Origin of the sequence: Agromyces marinus, from assembly GCF_021442325.1 — a bacterium.
GTDB lineage: Bacteria > Actinomycetota > Actinomycetes > Actinomycetales > Microbacteriaceae > Agromyces > Agromyces marinus.
This window is the reverse complement of the sequence record NZ_CP087879.1, coordinates 2717178-2739386: the sequence shown is the minus strand read 5'-3', so window position 1 is coordinate 2739386 and position 22209 is coordinate 2717178. Positions and strand designations below refer to the sequence as shown.

Here is a 22209-nt window from a genome sequence, read left to right as displayed (position 1 = left end):
GCGGATGGCGCGTGCGCCACGTCGCCCGGTGGTGGGAGGATCGGCGCATGGCCGATCGACTCATGCTGCTGGATACCGCCTCGCTGTACTTCCGAGCGTTCTACGGCGTGCCGGATTCGCTGAAGCGCGCCGACGGCACGCCCGTCAACGCGGTGCGCGGCCTGCTCGACATGATCGCGCGTCTCGTCGGCGAGTTCGAGCCGTCGTATGTCGTGGCCTGCTGGGATGACGACTGGCGCCCGCACTGGCGGGTCGAGCTCATCCCGAGCTACAAGGCGCACCGCGTCGAGCAGGTCGTCGCCGCCGGACCGGACGTCGAGGAGGTGCCGGACCCGCTCGAAGCGCAGATCCCGATGATCCGCGAGACCCTGGGGCTCGCCGGCATCCCCATCGTGGGCGTCGCCGAGCACGAGGCCGACGACGTCATCGGCACGCTCGCCACGCACGCGACCATGGCCGTCGACGTCGTCACGGGTGATCGCGACCTGTTCCAGCTCGTCGACGACGACCGTGCGGTGCGGGTGATCTACACGGCGCGCGGCATGAACCGCCTCGAGCTCGTCACGAACGAGTGGGTCGTGGCCAAGTACGGCGTCGAGGCCTCGCAGTACGCCGACTTCGCGACGCTCCGCGGCGACTCGTCGGACGGCCTGCCCGGCGTCGCCGGAATCGGCGAGAAGACCGCGGCCGGCCTGCTCGGCGACTTCGGTTCGCTCGACGCGATGCTCGCGGTCGCGTCGGGCGATGCGGATGCCGCGGCGGCCGCACCCGCGACGATGTCGGCGTCGATGCGCGCGCGGCTCACCGGAGCCCACGACTACCTCGCGGTCGCGCCGACGGTCGTGAACGTGGCGCGCGACCTCGACCTGCCGTCGGCGGAGGATCTCGGCGCGCGCCTGGCACCCGTCACGGGTGCGCGCCGCGAGGCGCTGGAAGACCTCGTCGACGAGTGGAACCTCGGCGGTTCCGTCGCCCGACTGCTCGCGTCGCTGGATCGTCCGGAATCGGCGTGAGGTCGGGGCGCGCCCCGAGGCGCGCCGTCGACCTGCCGGGTAGCCTCGCGTCCATGCGCTCACCCACCAGCCGCGCGGCATCCGTCGCCCTCGTCTCGACCGCGGTCGCCATCGCGGCGCTCCTGACCGGGTGCGCGCCCGGCGGCCCGCTGAACCCGCCGGCGTCCGAGGCGCCCGCGACCACGACACCGGCGCCCGCATCCCCGACGAGCGAGGCCCCGGCGGCATCCGACGAACCGGCCCCGACCGGTGCCGATCGCCCCCTCGACGCACTCGACGCGTACGCCCTGTGCCGGGCGCAGACCACCGGGTTCTACGCGGGCGACTTCGCGCTCGTGGAGTACGCCCCGTACTCCGACGCGAGCGTGCTGCTCCGCGACGACGGCCTCTGGTTCGTCTACATCGAGGTCGAGGACGGCAATCGCTCGGCCGACCTGGTCGACGTCGCCGCGAGCAACTGCATCGTCGGCGGCACGGTCGCCGAGCCGCGGTGGGAGCTCTTCGGCGTCGTGACTCGCGGGCAGGAGGTCATCGACGGCTACGACGCGCCGCTGCCGACGCCCTGATCCGGCCCCGGGTCGGCACCCGGCCGACCCGACGGCTCAGGTGGGAACGCCCGGACTCGGGCTCGGCGCGGGAGCGAGCCAGTAGCCCGGAGCCGGCAGTTCGACGCCGCTGCTCGCCGCGAAGATGACGGTGAACGCGTAGGCCGCCACGATGATCGCGAGTGCGCCGAGGCCCATCGCGACGGGCACCGCCTTGGAGACCCGCACGCCGGACCGGCGGTAGCGAGGCGGGGCCATCCAGGCGACCCACATCGCCGCGGCCCCGAAGCCGGCGATCCACACGGTGCGCAGCGCCTGCCCGGCCAGCGGCGCGAACAGTGCGATGGCGAGCGCGCCGACGCCGAGCAGCAGGCCGCCCCAGGCGAACAGCCGCCCCATGCCGAGCCCGCCGACGTCGTACGCGTCGCCGAACCACGGCGCGGGAACGGGGTCGCGACGGTCGTCGGGGTCGGCTGGCTCGCGCTCGGGATCGCTCATGTCGTCGATGGTACGGCGGACGGCCCCGAGCTCAGCCGGCGCCGGACGCGGGCGTTGACATGAGCAGTGCGGGCAGCACCGAGATCGCGACGATCGCGAGCGCGCCGACGCCGATCCACACCGCCGCGATCGCCGAGGTCGACCTGCGATCGCCGCGCCGCGCGCGCGCGTGCGCGACGAGACCGAGGGCGGAAGCGGATGCCGCGAGCCCGGCGAGGACGGCAGATGCCCCCATGCCCCGGTTCGGCGTGGCGAACGCGAGCACGACGGCCGCGATGCCGACCGCGAGCGCGACGGGTCCGATCACGGACCTCGATTCCCGCCATTCGGCCGCCGACATGTTCGTCCTCCGAAGTGCTCGCCTGGTGTCGTCCCCCACCGACATCCTCCCCCGCCATCAGCGGCCGCGGCGGCGTTTCGGCGCTCGGTGACGTCTCGATCCGGTCACGTCGATCTCGATCCGGTCACGACGGGCCGCAGGAGGGTCAGCGCGGGACCAGGCCGAGGTCGACCAGGCTGCGCGCCGACGCGAGGACGGCCTCCTCGCGGGGGCGGGGGACCCACCCGAGCATGCGCGTCGCCTTCTCGTGCGAGGCGTCGTGCCGTCGCCCGAGCTCGGTCGCCATCGACCGCAGCTCGCGGCTGAACGGCGCACCGGCGCGCACGAGCCAGTCCGGGATCACGCGCGTCGGCGCGCGCCGTGCGCGCTCGCCGAGCTCGTCGCGCAGCAGCCGGGCGAGCTCGATGTACTCGAACGCGTCGCCCGAGACGGCGAGGAAACGTTCGCCCGCGGCATCCGGATGCCGCATGGCTCGCACGTGCAGGTCGGCGACGTCGCGGACGTCGACCGCGCTGACGGTGCCGCGCGGCACCATCGGGTAGCCGCCGGAGAGCAGCTGCCGCAGCAGCTCGAGCGATGACGACAGGTCGGTGCCGATCGCGGGGCCGAAGACGCCGACCGGGTTGACCGTCGCGAGTTCCAGACCCGCGCCCTCGCGCTCGACGAAGTCCCACGCGGCCCGCTCCGCGAGCGTCTTCGACCGGACGTAGGCGCTCACGCCGCGCCCGTCCGGGTCGGTCCAGTCGGACTCGGTGTACGGACGGCCCGGGTGCGCCCGCCCGTACCCGATCGCCGCGAACGAGGACGTCTGCACGACCCGCCGGACGCCGGCGTCGCGCGCGGCCCGCAGGACGCGGAGCGCGCCGTCCCGGGCGGGCGCGATCAGCTCGGCGTCGTGGCGCGGTTGGCGTACCGGGAAGGGCGACGCGACGTGCAGGACGTGGCCGACGCCGTCGACCGCGGCATCCCAGCCGGCGTCGTCGAGGAGGTCCGCGGCGACGACCTCGACGGCATCCGGATCGCCTCCGCCGAGCCCGACCAGCCTGCGGAGGTCGTCGGTGCGCCCGAGGTCGCGCACCGTCACCCGGACGCGCGCGCCGTCGGCCAGCAGTGCGATGACGCACGCGATGCCGACGAAGCCCGTGCCTCCGGTGACGAGGGTCGGCTGGTCGTCCATGGCCCGGACTCTACCCGTCCCGTGCCGACCCGCCCAGTGTGCGAGATCCTTGCGCCCCGTGGCATCCTTGCCATGGAGCAAGGGAGGAACGGATGCCGGCACCGCACCGCGTCGCCGTGCTGGTGCTCGACGGCGCCAAGCCGCTCGACGTCGGAATCCCGGCGCAGATCTTCACCGCCCGCGCGAGCATGCCCTACGAGGTGCGCGTGTGCGGCGCGCACCCCGGGCTCGTGACCGGCGGCGACGGGCTCTCGTACCACCTCGAGCACGGACTCGAGGCGTTCGAGTGGGCCGAGACGATCTTCATCCCCGGGTATCGCACGCCCGACCTCGACGACCCGCCCGCCGCGGTCGTCGACGCCCTGCGCGCCGCGCACCGCCGCGGCGCACGGCTCGCGGCGATCTCCACCGGGGCGTTCGCGCTCGCCGCGACCGGTCTGCTCGACGGACGCCGGGCCACGACGCACTGGCACTACGCGCGCGCGCTGCGGGCGCGGCATCCGCTCGTGCACGTCGACGAGAACGTGCTGTTCGTCGACGAGGGGCAGGTGCTCACCTCGGCCGGGGCGGCATCCGGCATCGACCTCTGCCTGCATCTCGTGCGGCGCGACCACGGCGTCGCCGTCTCGAACCACGCGGCGCGGCGCCTCGTCGCCGCCCCCTACCGCAGCGGCGGGCAGGCGCAGTACGTGCCCCGGGCGCTGCCCGAACCGCTCGGAGAGGTGTTCGCGGCCACCCGGCAGTGGGCCGTGGAGCACCTGCACGAGCCGCTCACGCTCGCAGACCTGGCGCGCAACGCGAACGTCTCAGCGCGCACGTTCTCGCGGCGCTTCGTCGAGGACACCGGGTACACGCCCATGCAGTGGATCCTGCGCGCGCGCATCGATCTCGCGCGGGAACTGCTCGAACGCACCGACCTCGGCGTCGAACAGGTCGCCGATCGGGTCGGCCTCGGCACGGGTGCGAACCTGCGGCTGCACTTCCAGCGCATCCTCGGCACGTCGCCGAGCGAGTACCGGCACACCTTCGCCGCCTGAGCCGGTGCGCCGGTGCGCGCGGAGCCTCGCCGGAATGCCGGCGATCGCGTCGGACGTGCGCGCGATCGCGACGCCGATCACCGCGCCGAGGCCGTTCGCGACGAGGTCGCGCGGGTCGGAGATGCGGTCGTCGAGCGGGAGTTGCGCGACCTCGATCATGAGCGCGAAGCCGCCGGCCACGAGCGCGGGCAGGGCGGCCGGGATGCCGCGCAGGGCGAACGCGAGCAACGCGCCGAACGGCACGAACAGCAGCACGTTGAGGGCGAACTCGGTCGGCGAGCCGGTGCGCCAGGTGTCGGCGGCGAGCCAGGTCCGCGGATCGAGCACCCCGCCCGGAGCCTCGTTGCCGAGGACCGCTCCGGGCGCGTGCCCGAGCGTCGCCCACAGCACCGCTGCGGCGTACGCGATGAGCAGTACGGCGGCGGAGCGGGACGGGCGCATGCCCCGATCGTCCCGGCCGAGGCTATGAGTCGGCTGGGGGCGAGGCTTGAGGCTTGAGGCTTGAGGCTTGGCGAGATCCTTTCGGATGCTGACGCCCCGGCCACTGGTCGAGGGGCGCATCGGCGGTCAGGGTGGATGCGGCAACAAGAAAGGACCCCGGAATGACTCGCATCGCCGTCAACGGATTCGGCCGCATCGGCCGCAACGTCGTCCGCGCCCTCATCGAGCGCGACGCCGACCTCGAACTCGTCGCGGTCAACGACCTCACCGAGCCCGCAGCGCTGGCACGCCTGCTCAAGTACGACACCGTCGGCGGCCGCTTCGGTCGCGACATCCAGGTCGACGGCGACGTCCTGGTCATCGACGGCACGCCCGTCAAGGTGCTCGCCGAGCGCGACCCCGCCAAGCTCCCCTGGGGCGAGCTCGGCGTCGACATCGTGCTCGAGGCGACCGGTCGCTTCACCGACGCCGAGGCCGCACGCGCGCACCTCGCAGCGGGCGCGAAGAAGGTGCTCGTGAGCGCTCCGTCGAAGGGCGCCGACGTCACCCTCGCCTTCGGCGTGAACACCGACGCCTACGACGCCGCCTCGCACGAGATCGTCTCCAACGCGTCCTGCACGACCAACGCCCTCGCACCGCTCGCGAAGGTCCTCGACGACCTCGCCGGCATCGAGCACGGCTTCATGACCACCGTGCACGCCTACACGCAGGACCAGAACCTGCAGGACTCGCCGCACTCCGACGCGCGCCGCGCGCGAGCGGCCGCGGAGAACATCGTCCCCAGCTCGACCGGCGCGGCCAAGGCCATCGGCCTCGTGCTGCCGAACCTCGACGGCAAGCTCAACGGCGACGCCATGCGCGTGCCCGTGCCGGTGGGCTCGATCGTCGAGCTCAACGCGACCGTCTCGAACGACGTCACGCTCGATCAGGTGCTGGCCGCGTACCGCGCCGCCGCCGAGGGGCCGCTGAAGGGCGTCCTCGAGTACTCCGAGGAGCCGCTCGTCTCGAGCGACATCGTCGGCAACCCGCACTCGTCGATCTTCGACGCCGCACTCACGCGCGTCGACGGCAAGCACGTCAAGGTCGTCGCCTGGTACGACAACGAGTGGGGCTTCTCGAACCGCGTCATCGACTCGCTCGGCCTCCTGGCCGCGTAGCGGGGAACACGAACGCCGACCGGTCAGGCATCGCCTGCCCTGGGGCCGGTCGGAACCGACATCGCGTCGGCGGGTGTGTGGAGCGCCCGCCGACGCGATTCGTGCGTTCCGGCTCAGCTCGGCGACCAGCGGGTCCCGGGAGGGAGCTTCTCGCGCGCCTGGCGCAGCATCGGCCGCGGCATCCGCTCGTGGTTGGCGTCGAGGAACGCGACGAGCCCGTCGGGGTCGACCGCGCCGACGTGTCTCAGGGCGATCCCGACGGGCTTGCCCACGACCGGGTCCGGATCGCCCATGAGCGCCGCGGCGAGGCGGTACAGGTCTGCCCGGGCGTCGTCGTCGCCGCGGCGGAGGAACCCCAGCGGTGCGGTCATCGCCGTTCGGCGCCTCAACGGATCCGTGCTCGCGGCGAGCTCGAACAGCGGGTCGCGCGGCCGGGCGGCGAGGTACTCGCCGACCACGCGCGGAGCGGCCCGATCGACCATGTCCCACGAATCGATGCGGTCGTGCCGACGCAGGTACAGCTCGAAGCGCTCGTGACGGAGGTCGTCGCCGACGCGACCGCGCACCGAGAAGTCCATGACGCAGAACGCCGCCAGGCGGGATTCGTACTCGGCCTCGTCGAGCAGGGACTCGATCTCCGGTCGCGGCAGCGCGGAGTATCGCTTCGCGATCTCGAACAGCGAGCCCATCCGCACGCCGAGGACCGCCGCGCCCCCGCGGTAGTGCGTCTGGGGGCGCTGGTCGCGCCGACCCGCTTCCCGGAGCTCCGTGAGCAGGTCGGCTGCGGTGGTGGCCATGGACTCAGGCTACGTCCCGTCACCCTGAGTGTGGCGTGTCGACCCGCTGGGAGAACGTCGTGTATCCGACTTCGAACGCCGTCTCGGTCGTAGCCTGAAGGAAGGCAGGCTCGGTCGAGCCGGAGACACCGACCTCGGGTCCGCCCACGCACCATGTCGTGCGGGGAAGCAGGTCGTCATGACCGAGAACATCCAGGTCGCGACCACGTCCCACGACGCACGCCGCACCAACAGCGACTTCACCGAACTCGCCCGCCGCGTCAGGAGCGCCGGGTTCATGCGGCGCCGCTACGGCTACTACTGGACGAAGCTCGTCTCGGTGCCCGTGGCGTTCGCCGCCGCGATCACGGTCTTCATCTGGATCGGCGACACCTGGTGGCAGATGTTCACCGCGGTCGGATTCGCGGTGCTGTTCACCCAGACCGCGTTCCTCGGCCACGACGCCGCCCACCGCCAGATCTTCCGCTCGGGTCGCTGGAACGACTGGATCAGCCTCATCGTCGGCGACCTCTTCATCGGCATGAGCTACGGATGGTGGCAGCACAAGCACACCCGCCACCACGCGGCGCCCAACCAACTCGGGGCGGACCCCGACATCGACCTCCCGGTCGTCGCCGTCACGCCGGATCGTGCGGCACGCACCCGCACACGGCCGATGCGCTGGATCATGGCGCACCAGGGCGTCTTCTTCTTCCCGATCCTGCTCCTCGAGGGCCTGTCGCTGCACGCCTCGAGCGTGCGCCGCGTCCTCGTCCGCCAGAAGGTGTCCCGACGCCCGGTCGAGATCGCATTCCTCGCGCTGCGCATCGGCGGGTTCGCCGCCCTCGTCTTCCTGGTGCTCTCGCCCGGGGTCGCCGCCGCGTTCCTCGCCGTGGAGCTCGGCGTGTTCGGCGTGTACATGGGCATGTCGTTCGCACCCAACCACAAGGGGATGCCGCTCGTGCCGAAGGGCATGAAGCTGGACTTCCTGCGCCGCCAGGTGCTCATGAGCCGGAACATCCGCGGCAGCCGGTTCCTGGATGTCGTGATGGGCGGCCTCAACTACCAGGTCGAGCACCACCTGTTCCCGTCGATGCCCCGCCCCCACCTGCGTGCGGCCGCGGAGGTCATCGCCGGGTACTGCCGCGAGCAGGGCGTGCGGTACACCTCGACCGGCCTCTTGGAGAGCTACGGCATCGTGCTGCGGTACATCAACCGCGTCGGGCTCGGCGAGCGCGACCCGTTCGTCTGCCCGCTCGCGGAGCAGCGCGCGAGCCTGACCGTGTGACGGCGGCCGCGGCATCCGCTCTGGAACGACCCCTCCTCCGTGTCGATCGCGCTCGCGCCCGTTCGACGTCCAGAATGAGAGGCGACCTCACGCCTCGCCGGAACCAGCGAAGGACGACCCATGCGCACCCTCATCGTGACCGAGTTCATGACCCTCGACGGCATCGTCGACTCGCCCGGCGGGGGCGACCACCCCCGTGCCGGCTGGACCTTCACGGAAGTCCCGTTCGTCGAGGAGGCCTACGAGATCAAGGGGCGCGAGCAGGCCGAGGCCGGCGCGATGCTCATGGGCCGGGTCACCTACGACGAGTTCGCGCCCGTCTGGCCGGGCATGACCGAGGAGTTCGCCGGGTACAACGCGATGCCCAAGTACGTGGTCTCCTCGACCCTCACCGACCCCGAGTGGCACGACACGACGGTGCTGCGCTCGCTCGACGAGGTCGCCGAGCTCAAGCGCGGCGAGGGTGCGCCGATCATCGTGCACGCCAGCGCCACGCTCGCGAAGGGGCTCGCGGCCGCCGGGCTCGTCGATCGCTACCACCTGCTGGTGTTCCCGGTCGTACTGGGCGAGGGCAAGCGCCTGTTCGACGGACACGAGCAGGGCTCGCTGAAGCTCGTCGAACACGAGGCCTACGCCAACGGCGTCGTCAAGAACGTGTTCGACGTGGTGCGCTGAGACGGTGGTGGCCGGCGCACGACGGCGGTAGCCTGCGCGCGTGGACGCGCAGACGACCCTCACCGACGATCCGCCCGGCCGCGACGATCCGCCCGGCCGCGACGATCCGCGCGGCCGCGCGCGGATCGATGCGATCCGCGACGCACCCCTCGTCCGCCGCATCCGCGACTCGGTCATCGGCGACGACCAGGTCCTGCCGGGGCCGTACGGCCCGCGGCGGGTGACCTACGCCGACTACACGGCATCCGGTCGGGCCCTGACCTTCATCGAGGACTTCATCCGCGATGAGGTGCTGCCGAGGTACGCCAACACGCACACCGAGTCCAGCGGCACGGGCCTGCAGACCACCCGCCTGCGCGAGGACGCCCGCGCGCGCATCCGCGACGAGGTCGGCGGCGACGACGACACGGTCGTGATCTTCACCGGGTCGGGGTCGACCGGCGCGATCGACAAGCTCGTCGGCATGCTCGGACTGCGGATCCCGTCGGCGCTCGAGGACCGGTACGGGTTGGATGCCGCGATCCCGGCCGAGCAACGCCCGGTCGTGTTCATCGGACCGTTCGAGCATCACTCGAATGAGCTCCCGTGGCGCGAGTCGATCGCCGACGTCGTGACGATCCCGCAGGACGCCGACGGGCACGTCGACCTCGACGTGCTCGAGGCGGAGTTGCTCAGGCACGAGGCCCGGCCGCTGCGGATCGGGTCGTTCTCGGCCGCCAGCAACGTCACGGGCATCGTCAGCGACACCGCCCGGATCTCCGCGATGCTGCACGCGCACGGCGCGTTGTCGTTCTGGGACTTCGCCGCGGCTGCGCCCTACGTCGACATCGAGATGTACCACGGCGAGCCGTCGGCGGCGTTCGCCTCGGGTGCGTACAAGGACGCGATCTTCCTCAGCCCGCACAAGTTCATCGGCGGACCCTCGACCCCTGGCGTGCTCGTCGTGCGGCGCGAACTCGCCGTGAACCGCGTGCCGGACGTTCCGGGCGGCGGCACCGTCGCGTTCGTCAATCCGACCGAGCACGACTACCTCGTCGACATCGCCCAGCGCGAGGAGGGCGGCACGCCCGCGATCGTCGAGGCGATCCGCGCGGGGCTCGTCTTCGGGCTCAAGGGCGCCGTGGGCGTGCCGACGATCCGCGCGCTCGAGGAGGACTTCCTGCACCGGGCGGTCACGGCATGGCACGAGGAGCCCGCGATCGAGGTGCTCGGCAACCTCGATGCGGAACGGCTGTCGATCGTGTCGTTCGTCGTGCGGGCTCCGAGCGGGCGCTACCTGCACCACAACTTCGTGGTCGCGCTGCTGAACGACCTGTTCGGCATCCAGTCGCGCGGCGGGTGCTCGTGCGCGGGCCCCTACGGCCACGACCTGCTCGGCATCGGCATCGAGCGCTCGCACGAGTTCGAGCGCGAGATCTCCCGCGGGTGCGAGGGCATCAAGCCCGGCTGGGTGCGCATCAACTTCAACTACTTCATCTCCGACGCGGTGTTCGAATACCTCGTCGAGGCCGTGCGCATGGTGGCCCGGGACGGATGGCGGCTCCTGGCGGACTACACGTTCGAGCCGGAGTCGGGGCTCTGGCGGCACCGCCGCGGGCCGGCCGAGCCGCCGCTGCGGCTCTCGCACGTGACGTACGACGGCGAGGGGCGGCTGAGCTATCCGCACCACGACGACCGGGCGCCCGAGGCCGCGCTCGCCGGGTATCTCCGCGACGCGGAGGCCGTCTTCGCGGCGGCGAGACCAGCAGCGGTCGGGGGGCGCGAGCCCATGACGGATGCCGCAGCGCTCGGGCTCTCCGAGGACTTCGAGCACCTCCGGTGGTTCGAGCTACCCGCGGTGTGCCTGGCGGCGAGTCCTCCTGCATGAGATTCCGCCCGATGCCTCGCCAGGAGGGGGCATCGGGCGGAATCTCATGCGTTCCGGGTGTCGACCGGGCGCGCGAGCGCGGCACCGATGATGCCGAGGGCCGCGGTCGCGATCATGAGCACCGCGATCGGCCACCAGTGGCCGGTCGACGCGAGCAGAGCGGTCGCGGCGAGCGGTGCGAGCCCGCCGCCGACGATCCCGGCGGCCTCGCGGCCGATCGTGATGCCCGAGTATCGCACGGGCGCCGGGAACAGCGACGCGAACCAGGCCGGCTGCACGCCGTCGGCCGCGGCGTTGACGAACCCGATCGCGAGGGTCACGACGGTGATGACGAGCATCGCCTCACCGGTGTCGAGCACCGCGAACAGCGGTACGGCGAGCAGCCCGAGCCCGGCGAGCGACCCGATCGCGACGCGGCGGGCGCCCAGCCGGTCGCCGAGCGCACCCCAGATCGGGCAGAGGACGGCCGCGACGCTCGCGCCCGCGAGCAGCGCCGTGAGCGTGACCCACCGTTCCATGCCGAGCACGGTCGAGGCGTACCCGAGGCAGAACACCGAGATGACGTAGAAGTTCGTGTTCTGGCCGACGCGCACGAGGAAGACGGCGATCACGTTCCGCGGTTCGCGGAGCGCCGCCGCGAGGGGTTGGCGTGCTCGGCGGCCCTCGCGGACGACCGCGAGGAACTCGGGCGACTCGTCGACCTTCGCGCGAAGGTAGAGGCCGACCCCGATGAGCACGACGCTCGCGACGAACGGCACCCGCCATCCCCACGCCAGCAGGCTCTCCTCGTCGAGCGCGGCGACGAGCACGATGAACGCGAGGTTGCCGAGGATCAGGCCGAGGTAGACCGCGCTCGAGACGAGCCCGCCCGCGATGCCGCGCCGGGTGCCCGCGTGCTCGAGCGCGAGCAGCACGGCCCCGCTCCATTCGCCGCCGGTCGCGGCACCCTGCACGAAGCGCAGTGCGACGAGGAGCACGGGCGCGAGCGCGCCGACCTGCTCGTAGGTCGGCAGCAGGCCGATGAGCGCCGTCGCGACGCCCATGACGACGAGCGTCGCGAGCAGGGTGCGCCGCCTGCCGACACGGTCGCCGAAGTACCCCGAGACGAGCCCGCCGAGCGGGCGCGCGACGAACCCGGTCGCGTACACGGCGAACGAGAGCAGCACGCCTGTGAGCGGGTCCTCGCCGGGGAAGAACAGGGCAGGGAAGACGAGTGCCGCGGCCGTTCCGTAGAGGAAGAAGTCGTACCACTCGAGCACCGTGCCGACGGATGCCGCGGTCACGGCGCGGCGCGCGCCGCGCCGGTCGTTCGGGGTGGGGGCGTCGGGGGTGCCGGGCGCAGCGGTCTCGGCGGACGCGACGGCCGCCCCGTTCGCGGCGCTCACGCGCGGGCCTCGGCGGTCGCTGCGGCGGCATCCGCTTCGGCGGCATCGGGTTCGCCGGCGGCATCCGCTCTCGCGCCGTCGGGCTCGGCGGCCGCCCGCGCCACCGCTTCGGCCCGCTCGATCGGTGCGGCGAAGAAGGCGAGCTCGTGCTCGGATGAGACGCGGAACGCCCGCCACATCCGTTCGCGCGTCTCGGGCGTCGCGCGCGAGGCGACCTCGGTCACCGTCTCGATCGCGGTGCGCGTCGCCTGGGCGAAGGCCGGGTCGCCGTAGGTCTCCAGCCACGACGCGTACGGGTGCGCCGGGTCGATCGCCCACTCCCCGAACCGGCCCGCGGCGAGGCGTTCGCCGAGGTCGGAGTAGAGCCAGTAGCAGGGCAGGATCGCGGCGACGAGCACGGCGTAGTCGCCGCGTGCGGCGCACGCCAGCAGGTGGTCGAGGTAGGCGACGGTGGCCGGCCCCGGCTCGATGGCGTCGTTCGCGACGGCCGTGTCGCCGAGCCAGGACTCGTGCAGTTCGAGCTCTCCGACGATCGCGCCGTTCGCGCCCTGCGCCCAGAATCCCTGCGCGGCGGTGTCGGGCGCGAGCTGGGCGGCGGCGGCGAGCACGCGCGCGTAGTCGTGCAGGTAGAGCGCGTCCTGCCCGAGGTAGTCGAGGAAGGGTGCGCGTTCGAGCGTGCCATCGGCGAGGGCGCGGATGAACGGGAGCTCGTCGATGCCGAGCCGCAGGTCTTCGATGCGCGCCCACCAGTCGGCCGCGATCTCGTCGGCGGTGGGCGCGGTCTCGAGGCCCCCGCGGGTGCGCAGGCCGGCGAAGTGGTCGACGGGGCCGTGGCCGCCGCCGACCTCGAGGGCCTCGCCGTGACGCAGGGACTCGCGCAGCCACCGCCGCGCTTCGCGGATCGCGGGCTCCCAGTCGCCCGTGCGGGCGCGCAGGGTCGCGATGGCCGAGGACAGCGAGCATCCGGTGCCGTGGGTCGCGGTGGTCTCGATGCGTTCGCCGGCGAACTCGACGACCGAAGCGGATGTCGCGTCGACGAGCGCGTCGGGCGCGGTCGCGCCGCCGAGGTGTCCGCCCTTGGCGAGCACGCGCACACCGAACGTCGCGGAGACGGTCTCCGCCTGGCCGATGGCCCCGGCCCAGGTCGTCGCGGGTGCGGGCGCGCCCGCGAGCACCGCGAGTTCGGCGAGGTTCGGGGTGATCAGGTCGGCGTGCGGGATGAGCGCTGCGAGCGCGGCCTCGGCGTCGGCGTCGAGCAGCCGGTCGCCGCTCGTGGCGACCATGACGGGGTCGAGCACGACGACGGGGGGTCGCGTGCGGCCGAGCCAGTCGGCGACGACGCGGATGACGTCGGCGGTGCCGAGCATGCCGATCTTGACGGCGTCGATCTCGATGTCGTCGGCGATCGCGTCGAGCTGGTCGGCGAGGAACGCGGCGGGCGGCACGTGCACGCCGCGCACGCCGCGCGTGTTCTGCGCGGTGAGCGCGGTGATCGCGGCCATGCCGTAGCCGCCGGTCGCGGCGATGGACTTGAGATCGGCCTGGATGCCGGCGCCGCCGGACGGGTCGCTGCCGGCGATGCTGAGGACGCGGGGCACGGTGCTCATCGGGTGCTCTCCCGGAGGGTCGTGACGGATGCCGCGGCCCACGCGGCGACGAACGCGGCGGTCGCCGCGCGGGGGTCGGGGGCGGCGCAGATCGCGCTGACGACCGCGATCCCGGCAGCGCCCCCGGCGCGCAGCGGCGCGGCATCGGCGACGCCGACCCCGCCGATCGCGACGCAGGGCGCTTCGGCGGCCGCGGCGATGCGGGCGAACCCGTCGACGCCGAGTGCCGGCGGGTGGTCGGCCTTGGTGGCGGTGGGGCGGATGACGCCGACGCCGAGGTAGTCGACGGTGCGGCGAGGCATCCGCGCGACCGCGTCGACGTGCGCCCGGGTGTTCGCGGTGAGCCCCACGATCGCGTCGGGGCCGAGCAGGTCGCGGGCGCGCAGCACGGCGGCATCGCCCTGGCCGAGGTGCACGCCGTCGACGGGGATCCCGCGTTCACGCGCCGCGAGCACGACGTCGAGCCGGTCGTTCACGACGAGGGTCGCGCGCCCGTCGACCGCCGCGGCGACGCGTTCGAGTTCGCGCAGCACGTCGGCGTCGGGCGCGTGCTTCTCGCGGAGCTGCACGATGCCCGCGCCGCCCGCGACGGCGTCGGCGACGACGGATGCCACGCCCCGCGCGCCGCACAGCGCGGCGTCGGTGACGAGGTAGACGGACAGGTCGGGTGCGCGGCGCGCGCTCACCGGGCGGCCCCGGTCGCGCCGGCCGCCTGGACCGCGAGCGTGCCGACCTCGACGCGGGCGCGCGCCGCGAGGTCGTTCGCGTCGACCGAGGCGAGCGCGTCGAGGAACGCCACCGCGAACGAGCCGGGCCCGTCGGCCCCGGCGGCGGCGAGCTCCGCGGCGACCGTGTACACGAGCGTCGCGGCGGCGGTCGCGCCGAGGTCGTCGAGTCCGGCATCCGTTGCGCGTGCGGCCGCGAGGAACGCGGCCGTCACCGCTCCGAGCGCGCACCCGCCCCCGGTGACGCGGGTCAGCAGCGCGTCGCCGTTGGCGATGCGCACGCACCGCACGCCGTCGGTGACGAGGTCGACCGGGCCCGACACGGCCACGGTCGAGCCGAACCCGTCGGCCAGGCGTGCCGCGGCGGCGCCGGCGGCATCCGTCTCATCGGACGCGTCGACGCCGCGCCCGCCCGCACCGGCCCCGGCGAGCGCGAGCACCTCCGAGGCGTTGCCGCGGATCGCGGTCGGCCGGAACTCGAGCAGTTCGCGGGCGAGCGCCGTGCGGATCGGCAGCGCCCCGACCGCGACGGGGTCGAGCACCCACGGCGTTCCGGCGCCGTGGGCCGCCGGCGCGGCCTCGCGCGCCGCGTCGCGCTGCTCGGGATTCGGCGTGCCGAGGTTCACGAGCATGCCGTTCGCGGCCCCCGCGAACAGGCCCGCCTCGCCGACGATGTCGACCATCGCGGGCGCGGCGCCGAGCGCCAGCAGCGCGTTGGCGGTGAAGTTGGTCACGACGCTGTTGGTGATGCAGTGCACCAGCGGCGAGGTGGCGCGGAGGTGTTCGAGCAGCGCGCCGCTCGCCTCCGTCAGGTGGGCAGGGTCGATGGACAGACGTTCGCTCATTCGCGACATCCCTTCGCTCGGATGATCGAGATCAGGTTCGACGGGTGTGATCTCAGCCGCGCGGTGACCGCACGGCACCCCGTGTCAACGATGGCGAGCCTAGCCGATGACCGAGACGCCGAGCGACGCGATGACCCCGCACACCACACCCCACAGGAGGATCGAGATCACCTGCCACATGATGACCGCGTTGCGCGAGGCGCCGAAGGACACCATCGCGGCGGACGTGATCTGGCTCGGCAGGATGGTCTGGCCCACGAGGCTCACCCCGGCGACGCCGTAGCGGTCGAACGCGCGGCGCAGCTTCTGCCGGCGGGGCGAGGCCTCGACCGGTTCGCGGCCGGCGACGATGCGGGTGCGCGCGCGGTGCGCGCCGAGCACCACGACGAGCATCGAGATGACGTTGCCGAGCACGGCGGCGGTGATCGCGACCGCCGGCGGGAGGCCGAGCACGACGCCGATCGTCGCACCGAAGTACGACTCGACGAACGGGATCGCCGCGATGAGCGCGATGCCGAGGCCCTGGAGGGCGGCGGGGAGGGAGGCGACGAAGTCCTGGAGCGTTTCGATCATGCTTCGATGCTCCCGGGAGCGCGGGCGAGGCGGCAGTGTCGCGCGGTCACGACCTGTTCGTGCGGGTCGGCACACGCGGACCGTGACAGATGTCACTGCCCTACGCTCGGGTGCATGGTTCCGGATCAGGTCCGCGGCGTGCACGCGACGTGGGTGTACACGCTCGGATCGATCGTGTTCCTCGTGCTGTTCCTCGACGCGATCACGATGCTCTCCGTCGCCGAGCGCGTCGCCGCGACCGGGGACCGGATGCTCGTCGTGCTGGTCGTGTCGATGCTCGCCGCGATGGTGGTCCAGGTGCGCTACTGCTGGTTCCTGCGGGTCGGCCGCGGCGGTGGGCTGCCCGCCGCACGGTGGACGGTGGCGCTGCTCGCGACCGGCGGCCTCGCCTGGGTCGTCGGGCTGTTCGCCGAGGGTGCGGCGCTTTCCGGCGCCATCCTGCTGTGGGTCGCGGCCTGCCTCATCGCGCCGCTGCTCACGGGCACGGCCCGATGGGGCATCCTCGCCGGGGGTGCGGCCATCACGCTCGCCCACGTGGCGCTCGCCGCACCCGGACGCGAGGCGCTCGAAGCCCTCGGGCCGGGCGGGTGGGCACTCGTGCTCTACGCGGTCATGCTGCCGTTCATGATCCTCACGAGCCTGTGGTTCTGGTGGGTCGTCCAGGAGCTCGACCGGCACCGCCGCGCCTCCGCGGAGCTCGCGGTCACGCGCGAACGACTCAGGTTCGCCTCCGACCTGCACGACATCCAGGGCCACCACCTCCAGGTCATCTCGCTCAAGGCCGAACTCGCCGAACGGCTCCTCGCGATCGACCCGGATGCCGCGCGCGAGCACCTGCACGAGACCCGCCTCATCGCGCAGCAGGCCCTCGAGGAGACGCGCCACCTCGTCGCCGGATACCGCGAGATCGCCCTCGACGACGAACTCGAGAACGCCCGCGAGGTGCTCGCCGCGGCCGGTGCGCGCTGCGAACTGCGGGTCGCCGCGCTGCCCGAGGACGCCGCGGTGCGGGGCGCGCTCGGCGCGGTCGTCCGCGAGGCGACGACGAACATCCTGCGCCATGCGGAGGCGAGCGAGGTGCGGATCGAGGTCGAGTCGGGAGCGGATGGCGCGAGTCTCGTGATCGTCAACGACGGGGTGCGCGTCGAGGGCGCGCGCGAGGCCGGGGCCGGGGCCGGTGCCGGGTCGGGCCGGGTTCCCGGGAGCGGGCTCGCGGGGCTCCGCGAGCGACTCGCGGCGGTCGGCGGCCGGCTCGACACGCGCGTCGCGGGCCGGTCGGGGGACCGGTTCGAGGTGCGGGCGGGCGTGCCCGCACGTGCGGGGCGGCCGGATGCGACGGCCGGATCCGCGGCATCCGTCTCGCCCGCAGCGGGCGGCGCACGGTGACCGCCCGGGCAGCGGATGCCGGCGGCATCCGCTTGCTCATCGCCGACGACGAGCACCTGATCCGCGGCGCACTCGTCGCCCTCCTCGGCCTCGAGGCCGACATCGAGGTCGTCGCGAGCGTCGACGACGGTGCCGCGGCGATCGACGCGGCGCGCGAGACCCGGCCCGACGTGTGCCTGCTCGACCTCGAGATGCCGAACGTCGACGGGGTCGAGGCCGCCGCGCGCATCCTCGCGGACGTGCCCACGCGCGTGGTCATCGTGACCCGCCACGCCCGCCCCGGCGTGCTGCGCCGCGCGCTCGCCGCTCGCGTCTCGGGCTTCGTGCCGAAGTCGACCCCGGCCGAGGAACTCGCGCACGTCATCCGCGACGTCGCCGCCGGGCGGCGCTACATCGACCCCGAGATCGCCGCGACCGCGCTCACCGCCGAACGCTGCCCGCTCACCGAACGCGAACTCGACGCGCTCCGGCTCTCGCGCACGAACCTCAGCGTGCAGCAGATCGCCGACCGCCTGCATCTCGCGCACGGCACCGTGCGCAACTACCTGTCGTCGGCGATGACCAAGCTCGACGCGGGCTCGCGCCACGAGGCGGCCGAGACGGCCTGGCAGCACGGCTGGATCTGAGCGCGCCGCGCGCGTGCCGCGGCATGCTCGTGGCATCCGCTCGGTCGAAGACGCATGAGATTCCGGCAGATGCCCGCCCCACGGGACGCATCTGCCGGAATCTCATGCGTTCCGAGGAACTCGGGGTTGCGGTTGCGAGTTCGGCATTGGGCCCTGGTGTGGTTCCCCGCGCCATCGCGGGCGGAACCCGGCGCCGATGCGGGCGTCTCAGCCTGAACGCCGCGCGCCGCAGTTCCAGCAGGTGCCGCCTTCGACCAGCGCTCCGCACGAGTCGCACGTCGCGGCGAGCCAGCAGACGGCGTCGGGCATCCCGTCCTGCTCGTCGTCGGGCGCGGGCGCGTCGGGCGCGTTCGCGTCGGGCGCGTTCGCGTCGTGGGGCGTCGCCTGCGGGTCATCCACGGGCCCATTCTGGCGCGTCGCGCCAGGCGCCGGCCCACGCGCCCGGCGGAGGTCGGTCGGCCGGCACGGGTGGGGGCTGGAACGGCCCGGCCACACAGGAGTGCATGAGATTCCGCCTGATGTCCCTGTCAGGCCGGGCATCGGGCGGATTCTCATGCGTTTTCTGCGCTCGGTGGCAAGCGGATGCGCCGGGCCGCCGCGCTTCGCCCGCCCCCTCCCGTAGAGGAGTACGCTCGCGCTCACCGAGTGCAACTCACCGATGAGCGGCGCGGGCCGCGGCGAGGAGGCGGAGATGATCATCCCCGAGATCAACTACTGGGCGGTGCTGCTGGCCACGGTGTCGAGCCTGGTCGTCGGGTCGATCTGGTACGCGCGTGGCGTGTTCGGCAGGCGGTGGGCCGAACTCGCGAAGGTCGACCTGGACCGCGAGGGCATGAGCGCGACCATGCCGATCATCGTGACGGTGATCGTGAGCTTCGTCACGGCGTGGGTGCTCGCCGGGGCCTCGACGATCGCGTGGCACTTCTACGGCGGCGGGTACCTGCTTGCGGCGCTGCTGACGGCGGTGATCCTCTGGGCGGGCTTCACGGCCGCGCGGTTCATCACGCACGACGCGTTCGAGGGCCGCCCGTCGTCGCTGACGGTCATGAACATCGCACACGAACTGGTGACCCTCGTCGTGATGGGCCTCATCATCGGGGTGTGGCCGCCGGCCGGCACCGTCTGAGCGGGCGTCCGCTCGACGGGCGTCGGGCGGGCGACGCGCGCCCCGGCATGAGGCGCCATGGCGGCGCCGGCGCACCGAACGTAGGATCGTGCCATGGCCGGGTTCAGGGCCGTGCGCCGACGCGGCGCGCGGGAACTCGAGGCCCGCGGCGCCGACGCGGTGAGGCGGGCCGGGTCGGCCCTGTTCGCGGTCGACGAGCGCATCCGGAACGCCGTCGAGGAGCTCGCGTTCGCCGAGGCGGAGCTGGGCGACGACCCGGCGGTGGTGCGCCTCGGGGAGGCGATCGCCACCGCCCGCACGCTGGTCGCGCACGCCTTCCGGGTGAACGGGCCGGAGCGGATGGCGCCGCCGGGGGCGACGGATGCCGCGCCCGCGCGCTCGGAGTTCGTGCTCGCCGTGTGCGCCCGGGTCGATCGGCTCCTCGACGCGCAGACGTCGGCGCTCGCGGCCAGAATCGCGCGGGTCCGGCGTCGACCGGAGCTGATCGCGGGCGTGCTGGCCGAGATCGGGCGCGTGCGCGCGCGTGCGCCCGCCGCCCGCGAGGCCGTGGACCGCCTCGCGGTGCGGTACCCGCGTGAGACTCCGATCGGGGTCTCGGCGTACCCGGCCGAGGCGGAGCGGCTGCTCGCCATCGCCGAGCAGGGTGCGCAGGTCGGCGAGCGGCTGCATGCCGAGGGGCGGCATGAGCCGTCGAACGTGGCGCTCGCGGCATCCGCTGCGTCGGTGCTCCGCGCCGAAGGGCTGCTCGATGCGGTGGAGGCGTTCGAGGTCGAGTCGTTGCTGGCCGAGGCCGGGCTGGTGGGCGGCGCCGGTCGCACCGGCTCCACGGCTCGCACGGTCGGTACCGGGACCACCGCGCCGCGCGACCGGGCGGCCGGCGCGCACCCGACGGCGGCCCAGGTGCGGCACGCGGTCGAGGCCGCCGATCGCCGGATCGTCGTCGCGCGCGAGGTGTACGACGGCAGTCCCGGTCGGTTCGGTGCCGAGGCGCGCGTGCGCCTCGCGGAGTCCGAGCACATCCGCAGCGACCTCGGCCACTACCTGGGCAGCGCGTCCGCCGAGACGGCGGTCAGCGACGAGGGGTACCGGGCGCGGGCGATCGAGCTGGCCGAGCGTGCCGCCGGTCTCGCGGCGGAGTCCGTGCGGCTCGCACGCGAAGCTGCCGGACGACGAGCATCGCGCCTGCGAATGCCCGCCCGTCTGGGCTGACCCCTGCGGCGCGGCGGCGGTTCGAGTGCGCCGCCGGGTGGCGTTGCGCGGCACCGCTCCCAGCGGGCACTCGGCCGGCGCGGAGCATCGTCCCAGTGGCGCGCGCTACCTTTGGTAGTGGGACGTTCGACCCACATCCCTGAGTGGGAGGTCCCCGGGCCGACGCTTCGGAGCGAGCCCGCTCGCACCTCCCCCCGGCGAGCGGCACCCCCTTCGCCCGACGTCGGCCCGTGACGCGTCGCACGCCGGATCCGAGCCCTATGCGGATCCGGCGTGCGCTCGTCACCCGGTGCTGCGAGCCGGGGCGCGGGCGCGGGACGCGGACTCGGGGCGCGGGCGCGGCGCCGCCGAGGCGCGCATCCGACCCTAGGATCGAGGGCATGGCCGGGTTCTGGGGCAGACGCAAACGCGACGAGCAGGAGCTCGCGGCGCACGACGCCGACCTCGCACAGCGAGCCCGATCGGCGCTCGTGGCCGCCGACGAGCGAATCCGCGTGACGACCGACGAACTCGCGTTCGCCGAGGCCGAGCTCGGCCCGGAGGCGACCACGTCGCTCTCCGACGCGCTCGCCGCGGTGCGCACGCACCTGGGCGAGGCGTTCCGGTTGCACCAGCTCAACCACGACCACCTCCCGGACACCCCCGACGAGTTGCGCACGCGCAACGCGCGCATCGTGCAGCTCTGCGAATGGGCCGAAGACGTGCTCGACGAGCAGACCGTCGCGCTCGCCGACCGCATCGCCCGCGCGCGTCGCGCCCCCGAGATCATCGACGGCATCAGAGCGGATGTCGCGCGCCTGCGCGCACGCATCCCGCACGCCCGCGAGACGATCGACCGCCTGGCGATGCGGTACGCCCGCGAGGCGCTCGCCCAGGTCGACCGCAACCCGGCCGAGGCCGACCAGCTGCTCGGGTTCGCCGAGCACGGTGCGGGCGTCGCCGAGCGGCGGCGCGAAGCGGGGCAGCGCGAGCAGGCGAACCTCGCACTCGAGGCATCCGCTGAATCGGTGCGTCGGGCCAGGACACTGCTCGACGCGGTGGAGACGTTCGAGGTCGAGGCGCTGCGCGCCGAGTCGACGCTCACGGCGATCGTCGAGGACTCGCGCGGCGACCTCGTCGTCGCGCGGAAGGAGCCGCCGTCGGCCGGCGTCGCGGCGGCGGTCGCCGAACTGCAGGCCGCGCTCGCGGCCCTTCCGGCCGCCGGCGTCACCACCGACCCGTTCACCCAGCTCGACCGGCTGCGCACCGCGAACGCCGGGTTGGACGCCGCGATCGCCGCCGCTCGCGAGCGTGCGGCACGCCCCGTGCCGCCCCTCGACCACGTGCACCACGCGATCGACGATGCCGACCGGCAACTCGCCGTCGCGGGCGACGTGATCGCCGGCCACCGCGGCTGGATCGGCGCCGACGCCCGCACCCGGCTCGCCGAGGCCGAGCGCACTCGGCGCGAACTCGACCACTTCCTCGGGCTGCCCGCCTCGACCGTCACGGTGATCGCCGAGGACCACCGCGAGCAGGCGATGGCGATCGCCCGGCGTGCGGCATCCCTCGCGGGTGACGCGCTGCACCTGGCCCGTCGCGACATCGACGCGTCGCGGCCGCAGGAGCCGGGGCAGTGGGGTGGCTGGGGCGGCCCAGGCGGGCCCGCGGGCCCCGGCGGGCCCGGCTGGGGTGGTGGGCGTCGCGGTGGCGGCGGCGACGTCATGGGCGGCATCCTCGGCGGGCTCGTGATCGGCAGCATCCTGGACGGCATCTTCGACTGATCGACGGCGACCGAGCACCCCTCCACACGCGCGGCGAGGGTCCGGTGATCCACATCGTCGCGAAGGCCGGCTCGACCGGCCCTCAGCCTGCCTAGCGTGGACGCGCAATTGGGGCCGACCGCGAGGGTCGAGCGCCGACGGGCGGATGGA

General features: G+C 73.6%; 22 protein-coding genes, 1 pseudogene and 1 riboswitch. Of the genes and pseudogenes, 12 read left to right on the top strand and 11 right to left on the bottom strand.

Going from position 1 to position 22209, the window contains the following annotated elements:
• Nucleotides 1–47: 47 nt before the first annotated feature.
• Nucleotides 48–1013: a 5'-3' exonuclease gene (locus DSM26151_RS12775; RefSeq protein WP_234659899.1), complete on the top strand. Its 966-nt coding sequence runs from the start codon at nt 48–50 to the stop codon at nt 1011–1013.
• 53 nt (nt 1014–1066) lie between these two features.
• Nucleotides 1067–1579 (top strand): hypothetical protein, encoded by a 513-nt coding sequence (locus DSM26151_RS12770; RefSeq protein ID WP_234659898.1) that lies wholly within the window; start codon nt 1067–1069, stop codon nt 1577–1579.
• A gap of 36 nt (nt 1580–1615) precedes the next feature.
• On the opposite strand, the gene DSM26151_RS12765 is transcribed toward DSM26151_RS12770, so the two are convergent.
• From DSM26151_RS12765 to DSM26151_RS12755, 3 genes are all read right to left on the bottom strand, one after another.
• Nucleotides 1616–2056: a hypothetical protein gene (locus DSM26151_RS12765; RefSeq protein WP_234659897.1), complete on the bottom strand. Its 441-nt coding sequence runs from the start codon at nt 2054–2056 to the stop codon at nt 1616–1618.
• A 31-nt stretch (nt 2057–2087) separates the two neighbouring features.
• Entirely contained in the window at nt 2088–2363 is a 276-nt protein-coding gene (locus DSM26151_RS12760) for a hypothetical protein (RefSeq protein ID WP_234659896.1), read from the bottom strand.
• A 178-nt stretch (nt 2364–2541) separates the two neighbouring features.
• Nucleotides 2542–3573 carry an SDR family oxidoreductase gene (locus DSM26151_RS12755; RefSeq protein WP_234659895.1) on the bottom strand — a complete coding sequence of 344 codons (1032 nt, stop codon included), beginning with the start codon at nt 3571–3573 and terminating at the stop codon, nt 2542–2544.
• A 92-nt stretch (nt 3574–3665) separates the two neighbouring features.
• On the opposite strand from DSM26151_RS12755, the gene DSM26151_RS12750 reads away from it, so the two are divergent.
• Entirely contained in the window at nt 3666–4610 is a 945-nt protein-coding gene (locus DSM26151_RS12750; RefSeq protein WP_234659894.1) for a GlxA family transcriptional regulator, read from the top strand.
• Between the two features lie 117 nt (nt 4611–4727).
• Here the strand turns inward: DSM26151_RS12750 and DSM26151_RS12745 are convergent.
• Nucleotides 4728–5051, bottom strand: a pseudogene (locus tag DSM26151_RS12745) (VanZ family protein); the annotation flags it as partial.
• Nucleotides 5052–5212: 161 nt separating this feature from the next.
• On the opposite strand from DSM26151_RS12745, the gene gap reads away from it, so the two are divergent.
• The gene (gene gap / locus DSM26151_RS12740; RefSeq protein ID WP_234659893.1) at nt 5213–6208 is read left to right on the top strand and encodes a type I glyceraldehyde-3-phosphate dehydrogenase; all 996 of its coding nucleotides are present in this window, start codon (nt 5213–5215) and stop codon (nt 6206–6208) included.
• 113 nt (nt 6209–6321) lie between these two features.
• Here gap and DSM26151_RS12735 read toward each other — a convergent pair whose 3' ends face one another.
• Nucleotides 6322–7005 (bottom strand): DNA alkylation repair protein, encoded by a 684-nt coding sequence (locus DSM26151_RS12735; protein WP_234659892.1) that lies wholly within the window; start codon nt 7003–7005, stop codon nt 6322–6324.
• A 178-nt stretch (nt 7006–7183) separates the two neighbouring features.
• Between DSM26151_RS12735 and DSM26151_RS12730 the strand changes: the two genes are divergently transcribed.
• The 3 genes from DSM26151_RS12730 to DSM26151_RS12720 all read left to right on the top strand — a co-directional run bounded on the left by DSM26151_RS12730 (nt 7184) and on the right by DSM26151_RS12720 (nt 10814).
• Complete coding sequence (locus DSM26151_RS12730; protein ID WP_234659891.1) at nt 7184–8272, top strand: fatty acid desaturase family protein; 1089 nt, start codon at nt 7184–7186, stop codon at nt 8270–8272.
• A 120-nt stretch (nt 8273–8392) separates the two neighbouring features.
• Complete coding sequence (locus DSM26151_RS12725) at nt 8393–8947, top strand: dihydrofolate reductase family protein (RefSeq protein ID WP_234659890.1); 555 nt, start codon at nt 8393–8395, stop codon at nt 8945–8947.
• A 40-nt stretch (nt 8948–8987) separates the two neighbouring features.
• Nucleotides 8988–10814, top strand: a complete 1827-nt coding sequence (locus DSM26151_RS12720; protein WP_234659889.1) for an aminotransferase class V-fold PLP-dependent enzyme — start codon at nt 8988–8990, stop codon at nt 10812–10814.
• A gap of 44 nt (nt 10815–10858) precedes the next feature.
• Here the strand turns inward: DSM26151_RS12720 and DSM26151_RS12715 are convergent, their stop codons facing one another.
• From DSM26151_RS12715 to DSM26151_RS12695, 5 genes are all read right to left on the bottom strand, one after another.
• A complete protein-coding gene (locus DSM26151_RS12715; protein ID WP_234659888.1) occupies nt 10859–12199 on the bottom strand; it encodes an MFS transporter in 1341 nt (446 codons plus the stop codon).
• A complete protein-coding gene (locus DSM26151_RS12710) occupies nt 12196–13806 on the bottom strand; it encodes a bifunctional hydroxymethylpyrimidine kinase/phosphomethylpyrimidine kinase (protein WP_234659887.1) in 1611 nt (536 codons plus the stop codon). The genes DSM26151_RS12715 and DSM26151_RS12710 overlap by 4 nt, the downstream gene beginning before the upstream one ends.
• Nucleotides 13803–14492, bottom strand: a complete 690-nt coding sequence (gene thiE, locus DSM26151_RS12705) for a thiamine phosphate synthase (protein WP_234659886.1) — start codon at nt 14490–14492, stop codon at nt 13803–13805. Before thiE ends, DSM26151_RS12710 begins: the two co-directional genes overlap by 4 nt.
• A complete protein-coding gene (gene thiM / locus DSM26151_RS12700) occupies nt 14489–15376 on the bottom strand; it encodes a hydroxyethylthiazole kinase (RefSeq protein ID WP_234659885.1) in 888 nt (295 codons plus the stop codon). The genes thiE and thiM overlap by 4 nt, the downstream gene beginning before the upstream one ends.
• Nucleotides 15368–15468, bottom strand: a riboswitch (TPP riboswitch). It overlaps the preceding gene by 9 nt.
• Before the next feature lie 7 nt (nt 15469–15475).
• Entirely contained in the window at nt 15476–15949 is a 474-nt protein-coding gene (locus DSM26151_RS12695; RefSeq protein WP_234659884.1) for a hypothetical protein, read from the bottom strand.
• A gap of 114 nt (nt 15950–16063) precedes the next feature.
• On the opposite strand from DSM26151_RS12695, the gene DSM26151_RS12690 reads away from it, so the two are divergent.
• Nucleotides 16064–17335, top strand: coding sequence for a sensor histidine kinase (locus tag DSM26151_RS12690; protein WP_234659883.1), 1272 nt, complete (start codon nt 16064–16066; stop codon nt 17333–17335).
• Nucleotides 17332–17961: a response regulator transcription factor gene (locus DSM26151_RS12685; protein ID WP_234659882.1), complete on the top strand. Its 630-nt coding sequence runs from the start codon at nt 17332–17334 to the stop codon at nt 17959–17961. Before DSM26151_RS12690 ends, DSM26151_RS12685 begins: the two co-directional genes overlap by 4 nt.
• A 207-nt stretch (nt 17962–18168) precedes the next feature.
• Here DSM26151_RS12685 and DSM26151_RS12680 read toward each other — a convergent pair whose 3' ends face one another.
• Nucleotides 18169–18360, bottom strand: coding sequence for a hypothetical protein (locus DSM26151_RS12680; RefSeq protein ID WP_234659881.1), 192 nt, complete (start codon nt 18358–18360; stop codon nt 18169–18171).
• A 295-nt stretch (nt 18361–18655) separates the two neighbouring features.
• Between DSM26151_RS12680 and DSM26151_RS12675 the strand changes: the two genes are divergently transcribed.
• From DSM26151_RS12675 to DSM26151_RS12665, 3 genes are all read left to right on the top strand, one after another.
• Nucleotides 18656–19087, top strand: a complete 432-nt coding sequence (locus DSM26151_RS12675) for a DUF1761 domain-containing protein (protein ID WP_234661896.1) — start codon at nt 18656–18658, stop codon at nt 19085–19087.
• Nucleotides 19088–19180: 93 nt separating this feature from the next.
• Nucleotides 19181–20296 (top strand): hypothetical protein, encoded by a 1116-nt coding sequence (locus DSM26151_RS12670; protein WP_234659880.1) that lies wholly within the window; start codon nt 19181–19183, stop codon nt 20294–20296.
• A 380-nt stretch (nt 20297–20676) separates the two neighbouring features.
• A complete protein-coding gene (locus DSM26151_RS12665; protein ID WP_234659879.1) occupies nt 20677–22059 on the top strand; it encodes a hypothetical protein in 1383 nt (460 codons plus the stop codon).
• Nucleotides 22060–22209: the final 150 nt, after the last annotated feature.

Excerpts from the sequence above, each read along its gene's own strand:
- DSM26151_RS12775 (WP_234659899.1), top strand. The coding sequence starts at position 48 with ATGGCCGATCGACTCATGCTGCTGGATACCGCCTCGCTGTACTTCCGA.
- DSM26151_RS12770 (WP_234659898.1), top strand. The coding sequence starts at position 1,067 with ATGCGCTCACCCACCAGCCGCGCGGCATCCGTCGCCCTCGTCTCGACC.
- DSM26151_RS12765 (WP_234659897.1), bottom strand. The coding sequence starts at position 2,056 with ATGAGCGATCCCGAGCGCGAGCCAGCCGACCCCGACGACCGTCGCGAC.
- DSM26151_RS12755 (WP_234659895.1), bottom strand. The coding sequence starts at position 3,573 with ATGGACGACCAGCCGACCCTCGTCACCGGAGGCACGGGCTTCGTCGGC.
- DSM26151_RS12750 (WP_234659894.1), top strand. The coding sequence starts at position 3,666 with ATGCCGGCACCGCACCGCGTCGCCGTGCTGGTGCTCGACGGCGCCAAG.
- gap (WP_234659893.1), top strand. The coding sequence starts at position 5,213 with ATGACTCGCATCGCCGTCAACGGATTCGGCCGCATCGGCCGCAACGTC.
- DSM26151_RS12735 (WP_234659892.1), bottom strand. The coding sequence starts at position 7,005 with ATGGCCACCACCGCAGCCGACCTGCTCACGGAGCTCCGGGAAGCGGGT.
- DSM26151_RS12730 (WP_234659891.1), top strand. The coding sequence starts at position 7,184 with ATGACCGAGAACATCCAGGTCGCGACCACGTCCCACGACGCACGCCGC.
- DSM26151_RS12725 (WP_234659890.1), top strand. The coding sequence starts at position 8,393 with ATGCGCACCCTCATCGTGACCGAGTTCATGACCCTCGACGGCATCGTC.
- DSM26151_RS12710 (WP_234659887.1), bottom strand. The coding sequence starts at position 13,806 with ATGAGCACCGTGCCCCGCGTCCTCAGCATCGCCGGCAGCGACCCGTCC.
- thiM (WP_234659885.1), bottom strand. The coding sequence starts at position 15,376 with ATGAGCGAACGTCTGTCCATCGACCCTGCCCACCTGACGGAGGCGAGC.
- DSM26151_RS12695 (WP_234659884.1), bottom strand. The coding sequence starts at position 15,949 with ATGATCGAAACGCTCCAGGACTTCGTCGCCTCCCTCCCCGCCGCCCTC.
- DSM26151_RS12690 (WP_234659883.1), top strand. The coding sequence starts at position 16,064 with ATGGTTCCGGATCAGGTCCGCGGCGTGCACGCGACGTGGGTGTACACG.
- DSM26151_RS12670 (WP_234659880.1), top strand. The coding sequence starts at position 19,181 with ATGGCCGGGTTCAGGGCCGTGCGCCGACGCGGCGCGCGGGAACTCGAG.
- DSM26151_RS12665 (WP_234659879.1), top strand. The coding sequence starts at position 20,677 with ATGGCCGGGTTCTGGGGCAGACGCAAACGCGACGAGCAGGAGCTCGCG.